Annotated in this window: 21 protein-coding genes and 1 other RNA gene; 5 read left to right on the forward strand and 17 right to left on the reverse strand. The window is 61.7% G+C overall.

The genetic code is table 11. The annotated features are described in order from the left end of the window. Nucleotides 1–4: 4 nt before the first annotated feature. Nucleotides 5–502 carry a hypothetical protein gene (locus tag BLR69_RS13415; RefSeq protein ID WP_071493845.1) on the reverse strand — a complete coding sequence of 166 codons (498 nt, stop codon included), beginning with the start codon at nucleotides 500–502 and terminating at the stop codon, nucleotides 5–7. Between the two features lie 155 nt (nucleotides 503–657). Between BLR69_RS13415 and fnr the strand changes: the two genes are divergently transcribed. Both fnr and BLR69_RS13425 read left to right on the forward strand, forming a co-directional pair. Then, nucleotides 658–1,392, forward strand: a complete 735-nt coding sequence (fnr, locus tag BLR69_RS13420) for a fumarate/nitrate reduction transcriptional regulator Fnr (RefSeq protein ID WP_058427340.1) — start codon at nucleotides 658–660, stop codon at nucleotides 1,390–1,392. An 80-nt stretch (nucleotides 1,393–1,472) separates the two neighbouring features. Then, on the forward strand, nucleotides 1,473–2,021 hold the full coding sequence (locus BLR69_RS13425) for an adenine phosphoribosyltransferase (RefSeq protein ID WP_071493846.1): 549 nt from the start codon (nucleotides 1,473–1,475) through the stop codon (nucleotides 2,019–2,021). Between the two features lie 114 nt (nucleotides 2,022–2,135). Here the strand turns inward: BLR69_RS13425 and BLR69_RS13430 are convergent, their stop codons facing one another. The 5 genes from BLR69_RS13430 to dnaX all read right to left on the reverse strand — a co-directional run bounded on the left by BLR69_RS13430 (nucleotide 2,136) and on the right by dnaX (nucleotide 7,662). Then, a complete protein-coding gene (locus BLR69_RS13430; RefSeq protein WP_071493847.1) occupies nucleotides 2,136–3,284 on the reverse strand; it encodes an acyl-CoA dehydrogenase family protein in 1,149 nt (382 codons plus the stop codon). Nucleotides 3,285–3,349: 65 nt separating this feature from the next. Further along, nucleotides 3,350–3,952, reverse strand: a complete 603-nt coding sequence (gene recR, locus BLR69_RS13435; protein ID WP_015885312.1) for a recombination mediator RecR — start codon at nucleotides 3,950–3,952, stop codon at nucleotides 3,350–3,352. A gap of 66 nt (nucleotides 3,953–4,018) precedes the next feature. Continuing rightward, complete coding sequence (locus BLR69_RS13440) at nucleotides 4,019–5,053, reverse strand: NADP-dependent oxidoreductase (protein ID WP_071493848.1); 1,035 nt, start codon at nucleotides 5,051–5,053, stop codon at nucleotides 4,019–4,021. A gap of 187 nt (nucleotides 5,054–5,240) precedes the next feature. Continuing rightward, entirely contained in the window at nucleotides 5,241–5,579 is a 339-nt protein-coding gene (locus tag BLR69_RS13445) for a YbaB/EbfC family nucleoid-associated protein (protein WP_003175481.1), read from the reverse strand. Nucleotides 5,580–5,622: 43 nt separating this feature from the next. After that, nucleotides 5,623–7,662: a DNA polymerase III subunit gamma/tau gene (gene dnaX / locus BLR69_RS13450; protein ID WP_071493849.1), complete on the reverse strand. Its 2,040-nt coding sequence runs from the start codon at nucleotides 7,660–7,662 to the stop codon at nucleotides 5,623–5,625. Between the two features lie 133 nt (nucleotides 7,663–7,795). On the opposite strand from dnaX, the gene BLR69_RS13455 reads away from it, so the two are divergent. Together BLR69_RS13455 and BLR69_RS13460 are read left to right on the forward strand one after the other, a co-directional pair. Continuing rightward, entirely contained in the window at nucleotides 7,796–8,545 is a 750-nt protein-coding gene (locus BLR69_RS13455) for a substrate-binding periplasmic protein (protein ID WP_071493850.1), read from the forward strand. A 54-nt stretch (nucleotides 8,546–8,599) separates the two neighbouring features. After that, entirely contained in the window at nucleotides 8,600–8,971 is a 372-nt protein-coding gene (locus BLR69_RS13460) for a VOC family protein (protein ID WP_071493851.1), read from the forward strand. On the opposite strand, the gene BLR69_RS13465 is transcribed toward BLR69_RS13460, so the two are convergent. Beyond that, the gene (locus tag BLR69_RS13465) at nucleotides 8,885–9,844 is read right to left on the reverse strand and encodes a DMT family transporter (RefSeq protein WP_071493852.1); all 960 of its coding nucleotides are present in this window, start codon (nucleotides 9,842–9,844) and stop codon (nucleotides 8,885–8,887) included. The genes BLR69_RS13460 and BLR69_RS13465 overlap by 87 nt on opposite strands. 102 nt (nucleotides 9,845–9,946) lie before the next feature. Between BLR69_RS13465 and BLR69_RS13470 the strand changes: the two genes are divergently transcribed. After that, nucleotides 9,947–10,810 (forward strand): LysR family transcriptional regulator, encoded by an 864-nt coding sequence (locus tag BLR69_RS13470; RefSeq protein WP_071493853.1) that lies wholly within the window; start codon nucleotides 9,947–9,949, stop codon nucleotides 10,808–10,810. On the opposite strand, the gene BLR69_RS13475 is transcribed toward BLR69_RS13470, so the two are convergent. The 10 genes from BLR69_RS13475 to BLR69_RS13520 all read right to left on the reverse strand — a co-directional run bounded on the left by BLR69_RS13475 (nucleotide 10,811) and on the right by BLR69_RS13520 (nucleotide 24,496). After that, a complete protein-coding gene (locus tag BLR69_RS13475; protein WP_071493854.1) occupies nucleotides 10,811–11,401 on the reverse strand; it encodes a hypothetical protein in 591 nt (196 codons plus the stop codon). It abuts the gene before it with no gap. A 1-nt stretch (nucleotide 11,402) separates the two neighbouring features. After that, nucleotides 11,403–12,449: an N-acetylmuramidase family protein gene (locus BLR69_RS13480; RefSeq protein WP_071493855.1), complete on the reverse strand. Its 1,047-nt coding sequence runs from the start codon at nucleotides 12,447–12,449 to the stop codon at nucleotides 11,403–11,405. A gap of 157 nt (nucleotides 12,450–12,606) precedes the next feature. After that, a complete protein-coding gene (locus BLR69_RS13485) occupies nucleotides 12,607–14,568 on the reverse strand; it encodes a hypothetical protein (RefSeq protein WP_071493856.1) in 1,962 nt (653 codons plus the stop codon). A gap of 20 nt (nucleotides 14,569–14,588) precedes the next feature. Further along, entirely contained in the window at nucleotides 14,589–15,002 is a 414-nt protein-coding gene (locus BLR69_RS13490; protein ID WP_071493857.1) for a hypothetical protein, read from the reverse strand. Nucleotides 15,003–15,126: 124 nt separating this feature from the next. Beyond that, nucleotides 15,127–15,223, reverse strand: an RNA gene (gene ffs / locus BLR69_RS13495) — signal recognition particle sRNA small type. A gap of 229 nt (nucleotides 15,224–15,452) precedes the next feature. Continuing rightward, nucleotides 15,453–16,616, reverse strand: a complete 1,164-nt coding sequence (locus tag BLR69_RS13500) for a zinc-binding metallopeptidase family protein (protein WP_071493858.1) — start codon at nucleotides 16,614–16,616, stop codon at nucleotides 15,453–15,455. Between the two features lie 161 nt (nucleotides 16,617–16,777). Further along, the gene (gene ligA, locus BLR69_RS13505; RefSeq protein WP_071493859.1) at nucleotides 16,778–19,135 is read right to left on the reverse strand and encodes an NAD-dependent DNA ligase LigA; all 2,358 of its coding nucleotides are present in this window, start codon (nucleotides 19,133–19,135) and stop codon (nucleotides 16,778–16,780) included. Nucleotides 19,136–19,222: 87 nt separating this feature from the next. Beyond that, a complete protein-coding gene (zipA, locus tag BLR69_RS13510; RefSeq protein WP_071493860.1) occupies nucleotides 19,223–20,086 on the reverse strand; it encodes a cell division protein ZipA in 864 nt (287 codons plus the stop codon). 259 nt (nucleotides 20,087–20,345) lie between these two features. After that, nucleotides 20,346–23,834, reverse strand: a complete 3,489-nt coding sequence (gene smc, locus BLR69_RS13515) for a chromosome segregation protein SMC (protein WP_071493861.1) — start codon at nucleotides 23,832–23,834, stop codon at nucleotides 20,346–20,348. A 2-nt stretch (nucleotides 23,835–23,836) separates the two neighbouring features. Then, on the reverse strand, nucleotides 23,837–24,496 hold the full coding sequence (locus BLR69_RS13520) for a GntR family transcriptional regulator (RefSeq protein WP_058427357.1): 660 nt from the start codon (nucleotides 24,494–24,496) through the stop codon (nucleotides 23,837–23,839). Nucleotides 24,497–24,544: the final 48 nt, after the last annotated feature.

Genomic DNA, 24,544 nt, shown 5'->3' on the forward strand with positions numbered 1-24,544 from the left:
CCCCCTACGCCATAGCGAGGGAGCCAGCCTTCAACGCGTCTTCTCCGCTGAGGCCTTTCATGGCCTTGGCCAGGGAGGTTTGGGCAGTCACCAGGCTCGCCTGCAACTGGGCGAGTGCCCCTTGCAGATTGCTGACCTTGATCCGCGCCTCGTCGGGGCTGAGGCTCTTGTCCGCCATCACGGCTTGCAGTTCGGCCTGCTTCTCGGCGATCTGCTGCTTGATCTTGCGAATCATCTTGAGGACCTGCTGGACACTGTCCGGCAGACCGCTGTCTTCGATGTCCTTATTGGGTTTCTTGGCCTCGGTCAGGGCTTTCAAGGCAGCACCGGAAAAGGTCACCTTCACCCCCTCCTCGTCCTTTTTCTCCCGCAACGGCGCTTCAGTAGCGTCCTTGAGCTCTTTGGCAGCCTTGGCGAGCTTGGCCTCTGCCACCAGGTCTTTCGGCTCCGCGAAGGACTGCACCTGAACGCTTGCAGAGTTCATTGCACCGATGGAAATCATGAATCGAGCCTCCAAGCTCAAGGGTTCGTAACTTTGTATCGGCGGCGACACAAAATTCTTTATACCGTTGCTGGTTTTTTGTACACGCTGGCCTCACCGCCCCCCAGTGCGTTACCCTTACGTCTTATGTGTGTTTTCCCACAAGGATTTAAGAAATGTCCGAGCCAGTTAAACTGCGCGCTCACAGCCAGGCTCATTGCAAGGATTGCAGCCTGGCCCCCCTCTGCTTGCCACTTTCGTTGAATCTGGAAGACATGGATGCGCTGGACGAGATCGTTAAACGTGGTCGCCCGCTGAAAAAAGGCGAGTTCCTGTTTCGCCAGGGCGACAAGTTCGATTCCGTTTATGCAGTACGTTCGGGTGCATTGAAGACGTTCAGCCTGAGCGACAGCGGCGAAGAACAGATCACCGGTTTCCACCTGCCCAGCGAACTGGTGGGCTTGTCGGGCATGGACACCGAGATCCACCCGGTGTCGGCCCAGGCGCTGGAGACTACCTCCGTCTGCGAAATTCCCTTCGAACGCCTGGACGAACTGGCCCTGCAACTGCCGCAACTGCGCCGCCAGTTGATGCGCGTGATGAGTCGCGAGATCCGTGACGACCAGCAAATGATGCTGCTGTTGTCGAAGAAAACCGCCGACGAACGCATTGCGACTTTCCTGGTCAACCTGTCGGCGCGGTTCCGTGCCCGTGGGTTCTCGGCCAACCAGTTCCGCCTGAGCATGTCGCGCAACGAAATCGGCAACTACCTGGGCCTGGCGGTGGAAACCGTGTCCCGCGTGTTTACCCGTTTCCAGCAGAACGAGCTGATCGCCGCCGAAGGCAAGGAAGTGCATATCCTCGACCCGATCCAGTTGTGCGCGCTGGCCGGTGGTTCCCTGGAAGGTTGACGCAGACACTTGCGGCCGCGCCAACCGGCGAGGCCGCAGGTATACTTCGAGTCCGTTTCCAGCCCCAGGACTCTTCGACGATGACCTTCGATTCGTTCGACATCAAATCCCTGATCCGTCCCGTCATCGACTTCCCCAAGCCGGGGGTGATCTTTCGTGACATCACGCCGCTGTTCCAATCGCCCCGAGCCCTGCGCCTGGTGGCCGATACCTTTGCCCAGCGCTACGTCGAGACCGACTTCACCCATATCGGCGCCATGGATGCACGGGGTTTCCTGATCGGTTCGATCATCGCCTACCAACTGAACAAACCGCTGATCCTGTTCCGCAAGCAGGGCAAGCTGCCCGCTGACGTGCTGGCCGAGGGCTACCAGACCGAGTACGGCGAGGCCTTCCTGGAAGTGCACGCCGACAGCCTGTGCGAAGGCGACTCGGTGTTGATGTTCGATGACCTGATCGCCACCGGCGGCACCCTGATCGCAGCGGCGAACCTGGTACGCCGCATGGGCGCGAAGATCTTCGAGGCAGCGGCGATCATTGATTTGCCGGAGCTGGGTGGGTCGCAACGTTTGGAAGATATGGGGATTCCAACGTTCTGCCTGACGCAGTTTGCGCTGAGTGAACAATAACGGTTGCCTGGGCTGACGCCATCGGGGGCAAGCCCCCTCCCACACTTGACCGGTTCACAGATCAAAATGTGGGAGGGGGCTTGCCCCCGATGAGGCGCTGAAAGGCACTCAAGATCAGAAGCCCATCTGCTTACTGATGATTTCATTCATCACCTCGCGGGTGCCGCCGCCGATGGAGAGGATGCGGTTGTCGCGATACAGCCGCTCCACCAGGCTGCCACGCATATAACCCTGGCCCCCGAGGATCTGCACCGCGTCATAGGTGACGCGGTCGGCGGTGTCGGTGGCGAGGTTCTTGGCCATGGATATCTCTTTGATCACGCTGATACCGGCGGCCATCTTTGCGGCCTGCCGATAAGTGAATTCCCGAGAGACCTCCACGGCGGTGGCCATTTCTGCCAGCCGGTGCTTGATCACCTGGAATTTGCCGATGGGTTTGCCGAAGGCCTCGCGCTCGGCAGCCCATTTGAGGCTTTCCTCCAGGGCCAGTTGCGCGGTCATGTTGGCCATGAGCGCCAGGGCCAGGCGCTCGCTCTGGAAGTTGCCCATGATGCAGGCAAAGCCCATGTTTTCGGCGCCGATCAGGTTGCCTACGGGCACCCGGCAATCGTCGAAGAACAATTCAGCCGTGTCCGACGCCCACCAGCCCATTTTCTTCAGGGGCTGGCCGACGGTAAAACCGGGAGTGCCTTTTTCGATCAACAGCAGGCTGATCCCGGCAAAGCCCGGCCCGCCGGTACGGACGGCGACAGTGTAGAAATCGGCGCGGATGCCGCTGGTAATGAAGGTCTTGCTGCCGCTGACGCGATAATGGTCACCGTCGCGAACGGCGCGGGTCTGCAGGCTGGCCACATCGGAACCACCGCCCGGTTCTGTGACTGCCAGCGCGATGATCTTCTCGCCCGACAGCACCTGTGGCGCGACGCGCTCACGCACGTCCGGCCGCGCCCATTTGACGACGGGCGGCAAGCCGATATCCAGCGAGCCCAACCCCGCAACTACGCCGCCAGAACCGCAGCGCATCAACTCTTCGCTGGCGGCCACCTTGGCGAACAGATCACCTTCATGGCTACCACCGAGGACTTCGGGATAACCGATGCCAAGGATGCCCGCCGCACCCGCCTTGAGGTACAACTCCCGGGGAAAGCTTTCCGCCTCTTCCCATTGCTCGATACCCGGCAGCATCTCGCGCTCGACAAAGCGACGCACGCTGTCGCGGACCAATTGGTGGCTGGGGTCGAAGTAGTCCTGATAGGCAGACATCGGCAAGCTCCACGGTGAGGTGGAGCGAAATTACCAAGCGCTTGCTTGGTTATCAAGCCGTGCCGTCAGAGGGCGATCGGTTTGCGGCCGGCAAACGAATGCGCCAGCGTGCCACCATCGACCAATTCCAACTCGCCACCCAGCGGCACGCCATGGGCAATGCGCGAGGTGATCAGGCCTTTGTTGGTCAGCAGTTGGGCAATGTAATGCGCGGTTGCCTCGCCTTCCACCGTCGGGTTGGTGGCCAGGATCACTTCGGTGAAGGTGCCCTGCTCTTCGATGCGCGCCACCAGTTGCGGAATGCCGATGGCTTCCGGGCCCAGGCCGTCGAGGGGCGACAGGTGGCCCTTGAGCACAAAATAGCGCCCGCGATAGCCAGTCTGCTCCACCGCGTACACGTCCATTGGTCCCTCCACGACGCACAGCAAAGTGTCGTCGCGACGCGGGTCGGCGCATTGCGGGCAGAGTTCTTCCTCGGTGAGGGTGCGGCACTGGCGACAGTGACCAACGCCGGTCATGGCCTGGCTCAAGGCCTGGGCCAACCGGGTGCCGCCGCTGCGATCACGCTCCAGCAGTTGCAGCGCCATACGCTGGGCGGTTTTCTGGCCGACACCCGGCAATGTACGCAGGGCGTCGATCAGTTGGCGAATCAGGGGGCTGAAGCTCATGGGCGAAGGGTCCGACAAAACAACGAGACGCGGTTTATACCCGCGCCCCGGATTAGCGTCAAATACTCAATCCTGCGCGACGCGTACCACCAACTTGCCGAAATTGCGCCCTTCCAGCAAACCGATAAAGGCCTCGGGCGCCTGCTCCAGGCCATCGACCACGTCCTCGCGGAACTTTATCTTGCCGTCGCGCACCCACGGCGCCATGGCGCTGAGGAATTCAGGCTGGCGGTCACCGTAGTCATCGAACACGATAAAGCCCTGGATGCGTACGCGCTTGGTCAACAAGGTACGTTGCAGCGCTGGCAAACGATCAGGCCCGCTGGGCGCTTCATGGGCGTTGTAGCCGGCGATCAGCCCGCACAACGGGATGCGCGCCTTGGGGTTCAACAGCGGCACCACCGCATCGAACACCTTGCCACCGACGTTTTCAAAATAGATATCGACGCCCTTGAAGCACGCCTGCGCCAGGTCATCGGCAAAGGTCACGCTCTTATGGTCGATGCAGGCATCAAAGCCCAGTTCGTCCATCACATAGCGGCACTTGTCTGCGCCTCCCGCAATCCCGACCACACGCAAGCCCTTGAGCTTGGCCACCTGCCCCACCACCGAGCCCACCGCGCCGGACGCGGCCGCCACCACCAGGGTCTCCCCGGCCTTGGGCTGGCCGATGTCCATCAGGCCCATGTAGGCGGTCATGCCTGGCATGCCGAGCACACCCAGGGCCATCGACGGGCTGGCCAGGCCCTTGGGCACTGGCATCAGGTTGCGACCATCGGAAATGCTGTGGCTCTGCCAACCGGTAGCACCAACCACCAGGTCGCCTACTTCGAATTTCGGATTACGCGACTGCTCGATACGGCTGACAGCGCCACCGGTCATCACTTCGTCGATTTCCACCGGCGCCGCGTAGGACGGAGCGTCGCTCATGCGCCCACGCATGTAGGGGTCGAGGGACAGGTACAGGGTTTTCAGCAGGACCTGACCGTCTGCCAGTTCCGGCAGGTTCACCCGCTCCAGGCGGAAGTTTTCCGGGGTGGGTGCGCCCTGGGGGCGTGAGACCAGGACGATGCGCTGGTTCAGGGTCGGTTCTTGAGGCATGAAGGGGCTCCTTTATCGAATGCATCGGTATAGGGTGCAGACCATGCGTGGCGTGCCAGGGTTCATATTGGACGCGGAGCGTCGGGGGCGGCATTCCCACGCAGAGCGTGGGAACGATCAGCCTGCTCGCCACAACACAAACAAAAATGCCAGGCACGAGGCCTGGCATTGGAGTCTAGCTCGTCGATCAGAACGGCAGCTTCATGCCCGGAGGCAGTTGCATACCAGCAGTGACGCCGCCCATTTTTTCCTGGCTGTTGGCTTCGATCTTGCGCACGGCGTCGTTGACGGCCGCGGCGAACAACGCCTCGAGCATTTCCAGGTCATCTTCACCCACGCCTGGCAGGACGCTTGGGTCGATGCTCACGCGCTTGATGTCGTGACGACCGGTCATCACCACGCTGACCATATCGCCACCGGCTTTACCGGTGACTTCGGCGTTGGCCAGTTCCTCCTGCATCTTGGCCATCTTTTCCTGCATCTGCTGCGCCTGCTTCATCAGGCCGGCCATGCCACCTTTCATCATGGGAATCACCTCAAAAGTACGTGGATCAATAAGTAGCCCGGTTTTATGACGCCTGGGGCACCGGGGCTTCGACAGGTTCAATAGTATCGTGACGGACGACCGCACCGAACTGTTGCATCATTTGCTGGATGAGCGGATCGGCATGGATCGAATCCTCGGCCTCACGCTGGCGGTTGATGCGCCGGCGGGTCGCGGCCTGGGCCGGGGTTTCCTGCTCAGGCTTGATCAGCTCGATGGCGATGGTCAACGTACGCTCATGGTACTGGTTCAGCGCATCGTTGAGACGACGCTGCTGGGTCGCATTGAACAGGGCGCTGTGGGCCGGGTCCAGGTGCAACAACCAGTGGTCGCCTTCAATGGAGATCAATGTGCAGTTGGCGGCGATGCTGCCGGTCATGCCGGAGATCGGCAGTTTGGGGAACAACTCCAGCCATTGCAGGGCCAGGCCAGTGGCCGGCGCCGCAGCGGGCTCCGCTTCGGGCTCGGGGGCCGGTTCGGCGGTGTGCTCGCTGGCCAGGTCGTCCAGGTAGCTGTAGGCCGAGTCCATGTCCGGCTCGATGTAATCTTCGTCCAGCGGCGGTTCGTCGTCGAGGTCGATGCCCGGCGTGGCGGCTTCCACCTGGGCCACGGTTGGCTCGGGGACGGGTGCAGAGACCCATTCGGGAGCATCCGGCACCACGCTGTCGGGAGTCGGCGTGGGCATCGGCGTCAGCTCTGGTTGCTCGCCGGTGGTTTCCAGCACGGGCTCCACGGCAGGCGCTTGCTCGGCCTCGACTTCAGCTTCGACCGGATCATTCCAGGGCAGGTCGACGACGGGCTCGGGCTCGACAACCGGTTCCGGCTCGACCACTGGTGCAGCTGCCACAGGTTCGGGCACCGGTGCAGGTGCAGCAACCACTGGTGCGACCACTGCCGCGCCAGCCACTGGTTTGGCGGAATCAACTGTGGCCTGGCTGATCCCCACTGGCTTTAGCGGCTGTCTCGGCGCGTCTGCCGAATCGGCGGGCCGGAAGGCCAGCATTCGCAGCAACACCATTTCAAAGCCGCCGCGCGGGTCGGGTGCCAGGGGCAGGTCGCGGCGACCGATCAGGCCCATCTGGTAGTAGAACTGCACATCTTCGGCCGGCAGCGCCTGGGCCAGGGCGAGCACGCGGTCGCGGTCGCCATGGCCGTTGTCGACGCCTTCCGGCAGCGCCTGGGCGATGGCGACACGGTGCAGCACGTTGAGAATTTCCGAGAGCACGCCGTTCCAGTCCGGGCCTTGCTCCGACAGGTGGCGCACGGCCTCGAGCAACGCCTTGGCATCGCCTTCGATCAGCGCGTGCAGCACGTCGAAGACCTGGCCGTGGTCGAGGGTGCCGAGCATGGCGCGCACATCGGCGGCCATGACCTTGCCTTCACCAAAGGCAATGGCCTGGTCGGTGAGGCTCATGGCGTCACGCATCGAGCCATCGGCGGCGCGGCCGAGCAGCCACAGCGCGTCGTCTTCGAACGGTACGTTCTCGACGCCCAGCACATGGGTCAAATGCTCGACCACCCGCTCGGGGGTCATGTTTTTCAGGGAGAACTGCAGGCACCGCGACAGAATCGTTGCAGGAAGTTTCTGCGGGTCGGTAGTGGCCAGGATGAATTTGACGTAGGGCGGCGGCTCTTCCAGGGTTTTCAACAGGGCGTTGAAGGAATGGCTGGACAGCATGTGCACTTCGTCGATCAGGTAGACCTTGAAGCGACCACGGCTGGGCGCGTACTGCACGTTGTCGAGCAGCTCGCGGGTGTCTTCGACCTTGGTGCGGCTCGCGGCGTCGATCTCGATCAGGTCGACGAAACGCCCTTCGTCGATTTCCTTGCACACCGAGCAGGTGCCGCAGGGCGTCGAAGTGATACCGGTTTCACAGTTCAGGCATTTGGCGATGATGCGCGCAATGGTGGTCTTGCCCACCCCGCGGGTACCGGTGAACAGGTAGGCGTGGTGCAGCCGTTGGCTGTCCAAGGCATTGATCAGAGCCTTGAGCACATGGGTCTGGCCGACCATTTCGCGGAACGAGCGCGGACGCCATTTACGTGCAAGAACCTGATAACTCATCGAAAACCGTCGCAACTGGGAAGCGGAAGCCGGTAATGCTAGCGGAGCAAGGGGGAAATTGCATCCGGCACGCTCGCCTAATCTGACTAAGCTTGCCGGGTTGGCCCCAAAAAGGCCTGAACCCGGAGTGTGTATGCGCGTAGTCCTGGGCGCTTTATGGATGATCACCACGGCTTGCCTGGCAGCGCCCGCACCGTTGCGTTTCTCGGTTTCCGACAGCTGGGCGATGCCCATGGTGCAATTGGACAGCGGCCGGCCCACCCAGGGCATTTTGTATGACCTGATGTTGAGCCTGGCTACCCAGGTCGGCAGGCCGGCCGAATTCCACGTGTTGGCACGGGCGCGTATCTCCAGCGCCATGGAGCATGGCGATATCGATGTGCGCTGTTATGTCACCCAGGCCTGGGTCGACGACGCGTCCGGTGATTACGTCTGGAGCGTGCCGTTGATGGTGCAGCGCAACCTGTTGGTCAGCACCCACATCCCCCCGAAGCCGGTACAACTGGACACACTCGCGCCGCAGGCGATCGGCACCGTGCTCAACTACCGTTACGCGACCCTCGACCCGCTGTTCGCCAAAGGCCAACTCAGCCGCGACGATGCGCGCAGCGAAGAGCAGGTGCTGCACAAACTGGTGGCCGGGCGCTTCAAGTTTGCGGTGAGCAACGAATGGATACTCGACCGGTTCAACCAACGCCTGCCGGTCGGCAAACGGCTGCACAAGGTCGCGGTGATTGATGAGCAGCGCCTGGGTTGCATCGTGCGCAACGACCCGAATGTGCCGGTGCAGCAGATCCTGCGCACCTTGCTGCGCATGAAGCAGTCGGGCGAGATCGAGCAAATCATCCAGCTCTACACCGGTGAGACTCCTGACAGAAACTGACAATGCAGCCTTATAGACTGGGCGCCATCAAACACGCCGTCCCAAGGAGCCTGCATGAACACCCTCGCCCATTACTTCCTGCTGTACGTCGACAGCCCGGCCACCAGCGCCAACTTCTACAGCCGCCTGCTGGACAAGCCGCCCGTGGAACTCAACCCGACCTTCGCCCTGTTCATTCTCGACAATGGCGTAAAGCTGGGGCTGTGGTCGCGCCATACCGTGGAACCGGCAGCCCGGCTCACCGGGGGTGGCGGCGAAGTGGGCTTGTCCCTGGCTGACAAGGCCGCGGTGGATGCGTTGCATGATCAATGGGTAGAGCGCGGCGCGACCATTATCCAGTCACCGACCATGCTGGATTTCGGCTACACCTTCGTCGCCCAGGACCTCGACGGCCACCGGCTGCGCGCGTTTTGCCTGAGCGACTGACCGCCAGCGCCCCTCCAGGCTGATGGCGGCCACGCTGGCCAACACGATCACGCCGCCGAGCACCACTTGCAGGGCGATGTGCTCACCCAGCAGCGTGGCCGCCATCGTCATCGCCACCAGCGGGATCAGGTACATCGCTACCGAAGCGCGGCTGACCTCGACATGTTTCAACACATAGCCCCAGGCCAGGTACGCCAGGGCGCTGGGGAAAACCCCGAGTACCAGCACCGCGAGGTTCTCCGGCAAAGGCGCCTGCGCCACGGCAGCCGGCAGGCCCGGCAGGTTCACGCAGAGCATCAAGGTGCCGGCCCAGACCATGTAGCACGCCATCGTCAGCGGGCTATAGCGGTGGGCGTAGTGTTTCTGGATGGCGAAGTACAGGCTCCACGAAGCCGCCGCCAGCAGGATCAGCAAACCGCGCGGGTCGATATCGCCCACACCGTGATCGCCCCAGATCACCACCAGCACGCCGAACAACCCCAGCAGCACACAGCTCCAGCGCCAGAGGCTGACCCGTTCCTTCAAGCAGAAGAACGCGATCAACACGCTGAACAGCGGCGCCGATTGCGCCAGCACGCTGGACGCCGCCGCCGTCACGAATTGCTGCCCATAATTAAGGCTGGTGTGATGCAGGAACACCCCGAAAAAACTCAACACCAACAGCCACGGCAGATCCTGCAGGCGCGGTCGGCCAATGCCCAGCACCAGCGCCACACCGGCCATGAACACCGAAGCAATCAGAAACCGCAGCAGCGCAAGCTGGCCAGGGCTGTAGCTGTGCAGGCCCATGTGCACGCCAATCGGCGAATAGGCCCAACAGAGGATGACGCTGGCGATGACTAGCGTAAGCTTCAGGGGTGACGGGGTATTCATCGACGGCATCCGAAAACTGAGAAGGAATGCCGTCAGTCTTGGCCCGGGCAACACGTAGGACAATTAACCGTTTCTGACTTCTGAAATCACTGGAACTGAGCAATGGAACTGGCCCAACTGAAAATGGTGCGAGCCGTGGCACAAACCGGCAGCGTGGCCCAGGCCGCCGTGCAATTGCATTGTGTGCCGTCCAACATCACCACGCGCATCAAGCAGCTGGAAAGCGAGTTGGGCACACCGCTGTTTATCCGTGCCGGACGCGGGTTGTCGATCAGTGCGGCCGGTGAGATCTTCCTGGAGTATTGCGAACGCATCCTGGCGCTGGTGGACGAGTCCAAACGCGCAGTCGACACCAATGCCATCCCCCGTGGCACCCTGCGTATCGGCGCTGTGGAGTCCAGCGCCAGCGGACGTCTGCCGCCGTTGCTGGCCGAATACCATCGGCGCTACCCGGATGTCAGCCTGGAGCTGGTGACCGGCGCCTGGGGCGAACTGCTCGATGACCTGCAACACCACCGCCTGGACGTCGCGCTGGTGGCCGCCGGCAACAAACGCGCAAAGCTCGAACACAGCGTGGTCTACAGCGAGCGCCTGGTGCTGATCGCCAGCGCCTCCAGCGCACCGATCCATAGCGCCGAAGACCTGGCCGGCCGCACCCTGCTGGTATGGCCGCCCGGCTGCCCTTATCGGGCGGCGCTGGAGAACTGGGTCAAGCCCCACGCGTTCAAGCCGGCCATTGCCAGCTATGCCAGTTGGGGCACGATCATCGGTTGTGTCAGTGCGGGAATTGGCGTGGCACTGGCGCCGGAGGGCATCCTGGCCCGCTATGAGCAGGCCAATCAGCTGGCGTCGTACCGGTTCGAGGAACTGCAGGCGGTGGACAACCTGCTGTTCTGGCACAAGGACACCCAGCGGCATCTGGCACGGGATGCGTTTGCCGGGTTGTTGCGGGAAACCTTCGGCTGATCAGCTTTTGGGGGCAGCCAGACGGCTGTACTGATCCTGGCTGATCCACCCGGTAAACGAACGGTCATCGGCATTGATGAACTCGACCTGGGCCCAGCCATCCTTGAAGGCCAGCACACCGACCACGTCATTCTTGACGATGTACGGACGCTTGGCGGCCTTGGCACTTGGGTTCTTCAGCAGGTAAGCCTTGTCGGCGGACACTTTCACCAGGCCGATCCATTTCGTGTTGACGGTCTGGCTCAGGTCCAGGCCGGTGGCGATCTCCGGCATCAGCACATTGAGGCAACCCGGATGCTGGCGGCCTTCTGCCACGGTCAATGTCACGCCATCGGATGAGGGTGCCACGCTGCCGGGGTAGGTGGCGTCGGCCCAGGTGGTCAACGCCGCGGGTTTGCCTTGCAGGTAAAACGCGCAACTGCGGGTCACGCCCTCGCCCATCGCCTCTAAGTAGTAGCCTTCAACTTGGTGCTCAGGCGTCACCGCCAGCATCAGCCCTTCGTACTTGCCTGAATGCAACGCGGGCGAACCGGCAAACGCAGGGGCTACGGCGCACAACGACAACACACCCATCGCTAGAAAACGGATCATCTTATTTTTTCCCTTCAAGTTTCTCGTAGGCTTTTTGCATAAGGACGTCATAGTTGCCGTAGTCCTCGCCGTTATAGTTACGCGCCATGCCGGTAAAATCCTTGGCTTTCATGGCCTTCATCAACGCCGGGCTCTTGCTGCAAAAACCGAGGAAGGCCTTTAGTTGGTTACCGGCATTCACTTTTAATGCCGCAGAGAATTCAAACACCGTCTTGTAACCGCAGGACACGTAGTTGAAGCCCATGATCTGAAACATGCCCCAGGACGCTGACATCAACGCGGCTTCCTGATCCAGCGCAAACGCGGTGGCCATGGTTTCCCAGGCCTTGGTCTGGTCCTTGTTATTGGTCTGCCACTGTGGCCCGGCCTTTTTCTTGTAGGGGTAGGACAACAGCGGATGCGCCTGGTCGTAGATGTGCTTGGTGTACTTGCGAAACAGGTGCCCTTCGAAGGCGATCACCGGCAATTTGGCCGGGCCGAAACCGGAACGACCGCCGGATTCCACGGTGGCGAAGGCCTTGATGATATTCACCGAAATACCGCCACCCAACTGCGTGGCGGCGTTCTGGAAATCGGTCTCGCTGAGGGTCATGCCCCCGTCGCATGTGGCCTGCAGCATCAATTGGCGGTTGCGCTTCTCGGCCTCGATCATCGCGCGCATGCGGTCCAGGTACACATTGACCGTGGCCTGCACCGCGTCGCCCTGATTGTTGCCGAACACATTCAGAAAGCTCGGGATACGCATGCTCGGGAACGCCTTTACCGGCACCTTCACCGCTTCTTCGATCAGGCTGTTGAAGGTTTTACCGGTCGGGTCGATCACGCCATCAGGGTGGGCATATTTGAGATGACGGAATTGATACTGGCTGATGCATTGCACCAATTGGCCATCGCACTTGCCGTTTTCGGCCAGCGGGAAGCCCATTTTTGGAATGATCAGATTGAATAAATACTGGACGCACTGCACATCGGCGGGCAAGTTGCGGGCTTTGCCGGGCGCGCCTACCGAAGCACTGATAAGACGGGGCAACCCTTGCAGGCTTTTCATCAGAGACATCCTTGTTAGTTAAAGAAGTGGTGGCACTTCAATATCAACTCCGCACACTTGTCACACTCTGAAACAAGTGGCTGGCGGAAACTAACAAGGTGGTTTTGGGTTGTCCAGAGCGACCTGCAAAAGTTGTGAAACAGCCGAATTAAATCAATCAGTAACCGTGGAACTCCCTGGTTTTCTGATAGGTGTGAAAATCAATCCATTCGACCACATCGTAAGGCAGGTAGAGCTGCATCCGCGCGCGGGAAATGGCGATATACACCTCGCACAGTCTTTGATCGAACGCGTAGGCGTCCTTGAACTTCACGTTGGTCAGCAACTCGGGCGTCAGCAATACCCGGTCAAACTCCATGCCGCCCGCCTCTGCCGCCAGCATCAGCAGGCAACGTTTGCCGGGCACGCCGCCCAGCCGGTTCAAGCGTGTGATGTCGGCGACGTTGAAGCCTTTTTCCAACTCCCCTTCGACCCACAAAAACGCCTCGTCGAACTGGCTGGCATCGCGCACCTGCTGCCAATCGTCCATGTCGCTGAAATACGTATGGGGGCCGTTGTCGTTGTGCTCGTTGCTGTAGAACTGCGGCTTGAACAAGGCGATGACGCTGATCATGAAGCGCTGCAGATCCTGCTGCGCTGCAGTGTCGAAGAACCCGAACGGGCAGTTGGCCTGTTGCAACTGGATGGCCCATTTCATGGTGTCCCAATGGGAGGCGGTCAGCACGACGCAGCCTTCCGGCGGCACAAAGCCCTGGGGGTAATGCTCGATGCCGACGTCGGCATCACGCGCGCCTTCGAAAGGGGTCTTGCACTTTTGTGAGTGCACACTGATCAACGGGTTGACCAGGCGCTCGACGTTGCGGCCCGAGCGCACCGAGTAACTGATGTCGGTGTGCCGGACTTCACGCTTTCTTCGCACCATTACACCGCTGGCCAATTGGTATTCATCGCCGAGGGTGATCAGCACCTGGCGACCACGTTCGATGATCTGCAGCAATGAAGGCGGGATGTCCTGGCTTTCATCGATCAACACGTGGGTATAGCGAGGTGGCACCACACAGCCTTCGAGACTCGCACGCTTGATCAACCATAGCGCCGCGAAAGCAGTCTGGCCGGCCCACTGTGGGTTGGCCTCCAGGTACGTCCACAACCGGCTGGAATACTCCAGTAACGCCTGGGTATCCACGCTGGACAACGGCTGCTTGAAATGCGGCAGGTGCCTGGCCGACAGGCTGTGATGACTGGAGTGGCAATAGCTTTCGAGCACCTTCAGACAGATATCCAGCGTCGCCACACCCTCGTGCCCGCGCCAGCCGTGGATATTCAGGGTCTGCGACACTTCATGCTTGCCGGGCAACCTGGCAGGCGTGCCCTGCACGGATGGGCGCGGCCCCTGCAACAGCGCCTTGGCGAACGCAGCGAAGGTAGAACCCGCCTTGCTGTCCTTCCCCAGCCCCATGCGCTCACGCAGGGTCGCCAGTTTGGCCCCCGTGCGTGCCAGCACCAGGGTCTGGGCGGGGCGCAGGCACTCCATAAAGGCACCGAGCAGGTGGCTCTTGCCGATGCCGGCGTAGCCTTGAACGTGCAGGTCTTCGTTGAGGTTGGCGCGGAAGGTGCGCACCAGCTTGTCCTGGGCCGGGCTGAGCCAGCGCTCGCGCTGCCGGGGCGTGATCATCTGCTGGCTGAACGGGTCGTTGCTGCGCAGATGGCGGACCTTGTAGCCGATGTCCCATTTTCCGGTAGGCAGCAGGTAATCCCGCGCCGCGACTTCTTCAGCCGACAGCAGGCGCAGGTTGACGCTTTTCAGCGCGTTGAAACCGAAGTAGAGCTTGCGCGGATCGAACAGTCGCTGGGCTTCGGACAGCAGCGTCGCGGCGCCCCCTGCCTGCGTGTCGACCGACCAGTCGAGCAACTTGACCAGGATGCGCTCGGCGCCTGCGCAGGTCAGGTCTTTTTCCGCAGCCTGGGCCAGGTTCTGGATGACCAGTACGGCGGCCAACTCCGGATCCGTCAGGCCAGCCAGGGCCAGGGCGCCGTCCGTACCGAGCAGGGCCGTGCAGGTTTCATCCGTGACAGGCAGGAAGACCGGGCTGGATAGGTCAAAGTGTTCAGGTTGCATAGTGCCTCACCGCCAGGGAATCAGGCATTGCCCTGACCGCCCAGTTCAAACCGATACTCGCCCAGAGAGCCCGACATACTGCCGAAATGAGGGCCTGCGTCAGCCGCAGACGCCATCGCGCTGATCTGTTGCTGGAGTTCGAACACAGCCATATCGAGCAACCGCCGCAAGTCTTCGGCGCTCTGCGCGGCCACGTTCAATTGCAGCCTGCAGGCGCCCGCAAGCGGTGGCTGCGCGGGCTCGTCAACGACTTGCGCAGAGCGGATCATTTCCGCCTGACTGAGGATTTCCGCGTGTTCATCGTCCATCTGGTCCAGCACCCTCGACAATTCCAGGGTCTGCTCAGGGTGGGATTGAATGCGGTCCTTGATCTCCAGGCGGCGCATCTGCCATTCCCGCAGTTTTTCGCGAGTGAGGTCGTCGACTTTTTCCACGTGTGCTGTCTCCGGATGCCAGGCACTGGAGTATGCCGCCATGGACTGCCCGATGGCAGATGGCGTGAAAGCATTTTTGATTTGAAATTAAGAGGTACTGCGAGGAAGAGCGTTATGGAGGCAACCCCACCAGCCACACCCCGGCACACAATGTTCCCGCTGTGGCTGCTGCCTTCCGGCTCTGACCAGGTTCACGGGTAATCGTTGCGGGGGGACCGATGGGGTCACCATAACGACGCCTGCCTCTCGGCAAGCGGGGCCATTGTACCGATCTCATCGGAAGTTACAACCGTTGGGGGCGGATTAAAAATATCCGATGGTTCAAGCACTTGCCCACGGCTTTCACACAGATCCCTGTAGGAGCGAGCTTGCTCGTGAAGAGCTTGAACGCTAACGCGGGGATTCTGGATACCCGCGGCGCCTGTGAATTCTTCGCGAGCAAGCTCGCTCCTACAATAGGACGGCGTCATCTGCTCGGCCGCCTTCTTCCTGGATCACCAGGTGAATGAAGTGCAGCTTGGCGATCACCGCTGGGGGCAGCACGAAGGGATAGAAATCCGGCTGGCCCATGCTGCGCGACAGTTCGTTGAGCATGCCGGCCAGTTCGATCCAGGCGTTAACGAATGACAGGAATGCCACGCCGCCAGGGTGTTCGGGATCATAGAGCGTGCTGAGGGGAAATGGCTGGTAATCCAGGTCCATCTCGCGGGCGCTCATGCCAAAGCCGAGGGCGGTATCGACGGCATCCATCATGTGCAGGTAGTGCGCCCAGGTTTCAGCCCAGTCTTCCCAGGGGTGCATGGTGGCGTAGGCGCTGACGCAGGTTTGCTGCCAGTCGGCGCGTGGGCCGTGCTGGTAGTGCTGGTCGAGGGCGTCGGCATAACTGGCACGTTCGTCGCCGAATAGGTTGCGAAACGGTTCAAGCCAGTGGGTATTGGCGATCAGGCGATCCCAGTAGTAATGGCCGACCTCATGGCGAAAGTGACCGAGCAGCGTGCGATAGGGTTCGCGCATCTGGACGCGGACCTTTTCCCGGTGGGCGTCGTCGGCTTCCTTGATATCGAGGGTGATCAGGCCGTTCGCGTGGCCGGTCATGGGCGCGTTGCCCTCCAGGTCGATACCGACAAAATCGAAGGCCAGGCCGGTGTCTTCGTCGACGCTTTTGGGCACCACTTGCAAACCCAGGCTGATCAGTTGCGCGACCAAACGGCGCTTGGCGGTTTCGACTTTGCGCCAGCGCTCGTGGTTTTCCGGGATCGACAGGTCAGGAATGGTGCGGTTCAGGCTACAGGCCACGCACAACGGAGCGGTGCTGTGGGCCGGGATCAGCCAGTTGCAGGCGGCCGGGGTGTCGAGGTTGGCGCAGCGGCGGAAGGCGCCGGCGTCGAGGTTACCGTCCTGCAGCCAGGTGCCTTCGACCGGGCCGGGCTGCAGGGAGTCCAGCCGGGCTTGCTGGGGTTGGTAGCCCAGCAGCGCCTGGCAGGCCAGGCACTGGCTGTTGCGAAAGAACAGCGATTGGCCGCAGCGGCACTGCCACACCTTGCTGTCGCGAGAGGTGCCGGCTACAAACGGTGCAGCGATGCGCGAACTGAGTTGCTCGAAGTAGCGGAACATGGCGATCTCTCCCTGGGTGATTGAGACTAGATCATTTCCCGTGAGAGATCGTTCCCACGCTCTGCGTGGGAACGCCGCCATGGACGCTCCGCGTCTGCTCTTGAGGGTCGTGACGCGGAGCGTCACAGGATGCATTCCCACGCAGAGCGCGGGAACGATCATCAGACCTTGATGTTGTGCTTGGCCAGGAAGGCGACGAAAGCTTCTTCATCCAGCACCTTCAGACCCAACTCGCTCGCCTTGGCCAGCTTGGAACCCGCGCCCGGCCCCGCCACCACGCAGTGGGTCTTCGCCGAGACGGAACCCGCCACCTTGGCCCCGAGGCTTTCGAGTTTTTCCTTGGCCACGTCACGGCTCATCAGCTCCAGGGAGCCGGTGAGTACCCAGGTGTGTCCGGCTTCGGGCAAACCTTCGACGACTTTCTTCTCGCTCAGCCAGTGCATGCCGAATTCCTTGAGCTGCTGCTCGATGGCCAGGGCATGGTTGGCGTTGTCTGCGTTATCGAAGAACTCGCGTACCGCCTTGGCCTGCTTCTCGGGCAATGCCTGGCGCATGTCCAGCCAGTCGGCCTTGATCACGCCTTCGAGGGTGCCGAACTTGTCTGCCAACTTCTGCGCAGCGCCCGGGCCGACGCTTGGCACATGCAACTTGTCGAGCAAGCCGCCCAGGGTGGTACTGGCGGCGAATTCGGCGCTCAGGTCGCCCTGATCCTGCAATTGCAGGCCGCACTCCTGCTGCGACAGCAGTGCGCCGATCACGTCCTGGTTATGACTGTCTTCAAAGAAGCTGTGGATCTCATGCGCCACTTCCAGGCCCACGTCCGGCAGGTACGTCAGCACTTGTGGCAAGGCCTTCTGCACGCGCTCCAAGGACGCCAGCGAGCGCGCCAGCACCTTGGCGGTCTCCTCGCCCACGTCGGGAATGCCTAGGGCATAGATAAACCGCGCCAGGGTCGGGGTCTTGCTGTTTTCAATGGCGGTGATCAGCTTCTTGCTGGAAATATCGGCAAAGCCTTCCAGGTCGATGATCTGCTCGTACTTGAGCTTGTAGAGGTCGGCCGGTGAGCCGATGAGCTTTTCATCCACCAATTGCTCGATGGTCTTGTCGCCCAGGCCATCGATGTCCATGGCGCGGCGCGAGACGAAATGGATGATCGCCTGCTTGAGCTGCGCACCACAGGCCAGACGCCCGACGCAACGGTACACCGCGCCTTCGCTGACGGTTTCCTTGCCCTTGCTGCGCTTGACCAGTTGCGTGCGCTCCACGTGGGAGCCGCACACCGGGCAGCTCTGCGGGATCGGCACCGCACGGGCGTCTTCCGGGCGGCGCTCAAGCACCACCGACACCACCTGCGGGATCACATCCCCAGCGCGGCGGATGATCACGGTATCGCCGATCATCACGCCCAGGCGCGCGACTTCATCCATGTTGTGCAGAGTGGCGTTGGACACGGTGACGCCCGCAACCTTGACCGGCTTCAAGCGCGCCACAGGCGTCACGGCGCCGGTGCGGCCAACCTGGAATTCCACGTCGAGCAGTTCGGTCAGCTCTTCCATGGCCGGGAATTTATGCGCGATGGCCCAGCGCGGTTCGCGGGCGCGAAAGCCCAGTTCACGCTGGGAGGCGATGCTGTTGACCTTGAACACCACACCGTCGATCTCATACGGCAGGCTGTTACGCCGCTCGCCGATGTCGCGGTAGTAGTCCAGGCAATCCTGAATACCTTTGGCCAGCTTCAGCTCATGGCTGATGGGCATGCCCCACTGCTTCAACTGTTGCAGGTTGCCGATGTGGGTGTCGCTGATATCGGTGGTCACGCCGTAGCAGCAGAACTCCAGCGGGCGGCTGGCGGTGATCTTCGAGTCCAGCTGGCGCAGGCTGCCGGCGGCGGCGTTGCGCGGGTTGGCGAAGGTCTTGCCGCCGACTTCCAGTTGCGAGGCATTGAGTCGCTCGAAACCGGCCTTGGACATGAACACTTCGCCGCGCACTTCCAGGGTTGCCGGCCAGCCGCTGCCGTGCAGTTTCAGCGGGATATTGCGCACGGTGCGCACGTTGACGCTGATGTCTTCGCCGGTGGTACCGTCGCCTCGGGTGGCGCCGCGTACCAACTCACCGTCCTGATACAGCAGGCTGACCGCCAGGCCGTCCAGCTTCGGTTCGCAGCTGTATTCCACCGCCGCGCCAGCGCCGAACAGGTCGCCCACCGGCAGGTCGAGGCCCTCAGTGACCCGGCGATCAAACTCGAGCATGGTGATTTCATCAAACGCGTTGCCCAGGCTGAGCATCGGGATCTCATGCTTGACCTGGGTGAACGCCGACAGCGCCGCACTGCCGACCCGCTGCGTCGGTGAATCGCGCGTTACCAGGTCCGGGTGCTCGGCCTCCAGGGCCTTGAGCTCGTGGAACAAGCGGTCGTACTCGGCGTCCGGAATACTCGGCTCGTCGAGGACGTGGTAGCGGTAGTTGTGCTGATCCAGTTCAGCGCGCAGTTCGAGGATGCGGGTGTGGGCGGCGGTCATGGGTGTTCTCTCATAAAGCAAAAGAGCAGCCGAAGCTGCTCAATATGTTAGTGCACGGATTCTACAGGCAACGCTTAAGCTCGGACCTCAGCGCTTCTGTGTCAGGGCGCGACGCTCGAACTCGACGATGCGCTGACGGTAGTGTTCGATGGTTTGCGCAGTCAGCACGCTGCGCTGGTCGTCCTTGAGCTCGCCATTGAGCTCCTGGGACAGCTTGCGGGCGGCGGCCACCATCACGTCGAATGCCTGTTTCGGGTGACGCGGGCCTGGCAGGCCGAGGAAGAAGCTCACGGCCGGGGTGCTGAACAGGTCGATATCGTCCAGGTCGAAGGTGCCCGGCTTGACCGCATTGGCCATGGAGAACAGCACTTCGCCGTTGCCGGCCATGCTCTCGTGGCGGTGGAAGATATCCATCTCGCCAAACCGCAGGCCGCTTTCGAGGATGTTCTGCAACAGGGCCGGGCCCTTGAAGCCAGCAGCGTCGCGGCAGATCACGCTGATCACCAGCACTTCTTCGGCGGCCGGCTGGTCGTTCACGGATTGGCGCGGGGTATTTTTGCCGGCGTTTTCGTCGGGGAAATCATCGTCGCGGCTGCTGAAGCTCGGGCCGTCATTGACGTCCAGGTCCAGGTCGGCCTGGCGCGGTTCTGCAACCACCGGAGCGGTGCGCTTGCCACGCTTGGATGACGGCTCGCGGGCTTCACGCACCGGCGCGCTCATCGACGGCAAGTCGTGCTCGTCCAGTTGCGGTTCTTTATGGGTATCCAGCACACGGGGCGGCCCCAGCAGCTCGGCGCTGCCGTCGTCGTCGGGCAAGTTGGACAGGTTGCGGTCCAGACGGAATTTGAGCTTGCCCTTGCCACCGCGCATGCGGCGCCAGCCATCAAAAAGAATACCGGCAATGACAATAATGCCGATGACGATCAGCCACTCGCGCAGACCGATTTCCATGTAATCCCGTGCCTCTAATAAAAAATGCTGAAAAATAAGGGGTTTAGCAACGTGCAAACCGCTTTAAAACGTGGCGCCAACTCTATGTTCTGACTGACGTTTTGCCCACGCATACGAAAATTTGACATTAAACTAGCACGACCAAAGATAACTTTACACCGTCTGTCAAAATGCCTTGAACAAATATGTCCATTTGCCACTTTCGCCAGACCGGTAAAGCCTCTTACCGCACGCTACAAAAATTCTTTGCCGGCATGGATCAAGACTCCACCATCGCCATGGCTTCTTCGACATCTACCGCCACCAAACGCGAACAGCCCGGTTCGTGCATCGTCACGCCCATCAACTGATCCGCCATTTCCATGGCGATCTTGTTGTGGGTGATATAGATGAACTGCACGGTCTGGGACATCTCTTTGACCAAACGCGCGTAGCGTCCAACGTTAGCGTCATCCAGCGGCGCGTCAACTTCGTCGAGCATGCAGAACGGCGCCGGGTTCAACTTGAAGATGGCAAATACCAGGGCCAATGCGGTGAGGGCTTTCTCGCCGCCGGACAACAAATGGATGGTGCTGTTCTTCTTGCCCGGAGGCCGCGCCATGATCGTTACCCCTGTATCGAGTAGATCTTCGCCCGTCAGTTCCAAGTAAGCGCTGCCACCGCCGAAAACTTTTGGGAATAACGCCTGTAAACCGCCATTAATCTGATCAAAGGTATCCTTGAAGCGGTTACGGGTTTCCTTGTCGATCTTGCGGATCACGTTTTCCAGGGTGTCCAGGGCTTCGACCAAGTCGGCGTCCTGGGCATCCAGATATCGTTTACGTTCGGATTGCTGCTGGTATTCGTCGATGGCCGCCAGGTTGATTGCGCCGAGTCGCTGGATACGCGCAGCAATGCGTTCCAGTTCTTCTTCGGCGTCTTTCTCGTTGGCCTGGGCGGTCAGGGTGTTGAGCACGCCGTGCAGGTCGTAGCCGTCTTCCAGCAATTGGTCTTGCAGGGTCTTGCGGCGCACGGTCAGGGCTTGCCATTCCATTCGCTGCTGTTCGAGCTGACCACGGATCAGCTGGGATTGCTGCTCGGCCTGGGTCCGGCGTTTCTCGGCGTCGCGCAGTTCGCGGTCGGCGTCTTCGAGGGCGATCTGCGCGGTCTTGAGTTCTTCGTCGACGGTCATGCGCTTGTCGAGCAATTCTTCGAGCTTCAGGCGCAGCTCTTCCAGCGGCGCCTCGCCCTCCTCCAGGTTGAGGCTCAGTTGCTCGCGCTTTTCGGTGAGGCGTTTGGACTGCATCTCCAGGCGCTCAAGGGCCTGGGCGGTGGACGCGTGCTGGGCCTTGAGCGACCCCAGGCGCACGGCCAACTGGTGGGCGTGATCCTTGTGCTGGCGCGCTTCCTGGCGCACGCGGTCGAGGCGTTCGCGCAGGCTGTCACGCTGGGCCAGCAACAGTTCGCGCTGCTCGGTGTCGAGGGCCATGCTGTCGAGGGCTTCCTGCAACTGCAGGCGCGCTTCGCCGATCTGTTCGTGTTCCAGGGCGCGCTGCTCGCCCATTTCCGCGACTTCTTCGTCGAGACGGGTGCGGCGCAGGGTCAGTTGCTCGACCTTGGCTTTGCTCGCGGAAAGCTGGGCCTTCAATTCGCCTTGCTGGCGCGCTTCGTCCTGCAACAGGCGGCGCAGGTGTTCACGGCCGGTCTCCTGCTGGCGCTGGGTGGCGCGCAGGGTTTGCAGTTCGGTTTCCAGGCTTTCGAGGGTGGCTTCGCGCTCTTCGCGCTCGGCGATCAGGTTGACGATTTCCTGGCCACGGGCCAACACGCCGCTTTCCGCTTCACTGGCGCGACGCACCCGCAGGAAGTGGCGACCGACCCAGTAGCCGTCACGGCTGATCAGGCTTTCGCCAGCGCCCAACTGACCGCGCTGGGCCAGGGCCTGCTCCAAAGAGTCCACTGGCTTGACCTGGCCCAGCCACGGCGACAGATCAATCGCCGCTTCAACTTTATCCAGCAGACTCCCTGGCACCCGCGTACCGTCAGCAGCTGGACTGAGCAAACGCAGGTCGCCCTGGGTAAAACCGGCCAGGTCGAAGCCGCCAAAATCATCCACCAATACCGCTTGCAGGTCGGCGCCCAGGACGGTTTCCACCGCCAGCTCCCAGCCGGCCTCAACCTTCAAGCCTTCTGCCAAACGCGGGCGCTCGGCCAGGTGCTGATCGCGCAGCCATTCGGCGGTGCCGGTGCCTGGGTCCAGAGCGGCTTGCTGCAACGCCTCAAGGGAAGCCAGCCGGCCATTGAGCCGCTGCAAATCACCCTGGGCCTGTTGCTGTGCCTGGGTCGCCTGTTGCAACTGCTGACGCAATTGCTCAAGGCGCTCCACTTGTTGTTCTTCGCTGGCTTCCAGTTCTTCCAGCGTCATTTCGCTTTCGGCCAGTTGCTCGCTCAGTTCCATGATCGCCGCGTCTTCCGGGTCGGCGGACAGCAATGCGCGCTCTTCCTGCATGCGGCGTTGGCGTTCGGCCAGACGCTCCATGCTGGTTTCCAGCTGCTGGATGCGTGACTGCTGCACTTCGGCCTGGCGCCGTGGTTCGGCAGACGTCAGGTTGAAGGTGTCCCACTGCTCCTGCCAGCCGTGCATGGTGGCTTCGGCTTCTTCCAGGGCGGCGGCGGCCTCTTCGGCGGCGGCACTGGTGACTTCCTGCTCGGGGGTGAGCATGTCCAGCTCTTCGCCGAGGGTCAGCAGCAAGGTGCGGTCGTGGCCCAGGTGGGATTCGGTCTCCAGGCGCGCGCGCTCGGCTTCCTTGAGGTCATCCTGCAACTGGCGCAGGCGCTGTTGGCCGTGCTGGATGCTCTGCTCGACGCGGGCGATATCGCCACCCACCGAATAGAAGCGGCCCTGCACCAGATTGAAGCGCTCGGACAGGTCATGGTGTCCGTCACGCAGGCGTTCGATGCTGGCGTCGGCATTGCGCTGCTCGGCCACCAGGGCTTCGAAGCTGATCTCCTGGGTGCCGATGATCGCTTCGCGCTGGCCCACCTGGTCGTTCAGCGCCTGCCAGCGCAGGGCCGACAGTTGTGCCTTGAGCTGGCGTTCCTCACCCTTGTATTCCTGATACTTCTCGGCGGCCTGGGCCTGGCGGTGCAGGCGCTCCAACTGGCGCTCCAGCTCTTCACGCAAGTCGGTCAGGCGGGCGAGGTTCTCGTGGGTGCGGCGAATGCGGTTTTCGGTCTCGCGGCGGCGCTCCTTGTACTTGGAGATGCCGGCCGCTTCTTCGATGAAGTTACGCAGGTCCTCGGGCTTGGCTTCAATCAGCTTGGAGATCATGCCCTGCTCGATGATCGAGTAGCTGCGCGGCCCCAGGCCTGTGCCGAGGAAAATATCGGTGATGTCCCGACGGCGACACTTGGTGCCGTTGAGGAAGTAGCTGTTCTGGCTGTCGCGCGTCACTTTGCGGCGAATGGAGATTTCCGCGTAGGCCGCGTACTCGCCGATCAGGGTGCCGTCGGAGTTGTCGAACACCAGTTCGATGCTGGCCTGGCTCACCGGCTTGCGGCTGGTGGAGCCGTTGAAGATGACGTCGGTCATCGACTCGCCACGCAGGTTCTTGGCCGAGCTCTCGCCCATCACCCAGCGGACGGCGTCGATGATGTTCGACTTGCCGCAACCATTGGGCCCGACCACCGCCGCCATGTTACTGGGGAAGTTCACCGTGGTCGGGTCGACGAAGGATTTGAACCCCGCCAGTTTGATGCACTTGAGCCGCACGTTTAGGCGTCCGCCAACGCAGCGATGACCAGCGAGCAACTGCGCTCGCCGTAGGCCGAGAGCACTTGGCGGATTTGCGGCAGGTCACGGGCGAGTACGGCGGCGAGCAGTTGCTCGAACAGCGCCAGGTATTCGCTCATGGAGGCCTTGCGTTGGTCCAGCGCCAGGTAATAGGCGCGGTTCATCGCCGGCTGCAGGTTCTCGACAGTTTCCTGCAAATACGGGTTATTGGCGAAGGGGTACGCGGCGCGCATCACATTGAAGCTTTCTTCAACGAAAGCGCGGATGTCCTCGCGCTCGTAACTGGTCACCAGGCGCTGCTGGATCTGCAGGAACGGCGCCATGTCGGCCTGCACCTGCCAGCCCTGGGCCACCGCATTGCCGAGCAGGATGTACAGCTCGCCCATCAAGGTGCACAGGCTCTGCACCTTGTGCGCCGTTAACTCGGTGACATGGGCGCCACGGCGCGGCAGGATCGCGATCAGGTGGCGGCGTTCGAGGATCAGCAAGGCTTCGCGCACGGAACCACGGCTGACATTGAGCGCCAGCGTGACCTTCTGTTCCTGGATCCGCTCCCCAGGCTTGAGATCGCCGCGAATGATGCGTTCGGCGAGGTGGTGAGCAATTTGCTCGGCGAGACTGTCCGGCGCCTTGAACGTCATGTTTTCCCTTCAAAATCTTCTATCGGTACAAGCGCGGCAGTGTAGCGC

The sequence above is a fragment of the Pseudomonas azotoformans genome (assembly GCF_900103345.1).
In the GTDB taxonomy this organism is placed as follows: Bacteria; Pseudomonadota; Gammaproteobacteria; order Pseudomonadales; family Pseudomonadaceae; genus Aquipseudomonas; species Aquipseudomonas azotoformans.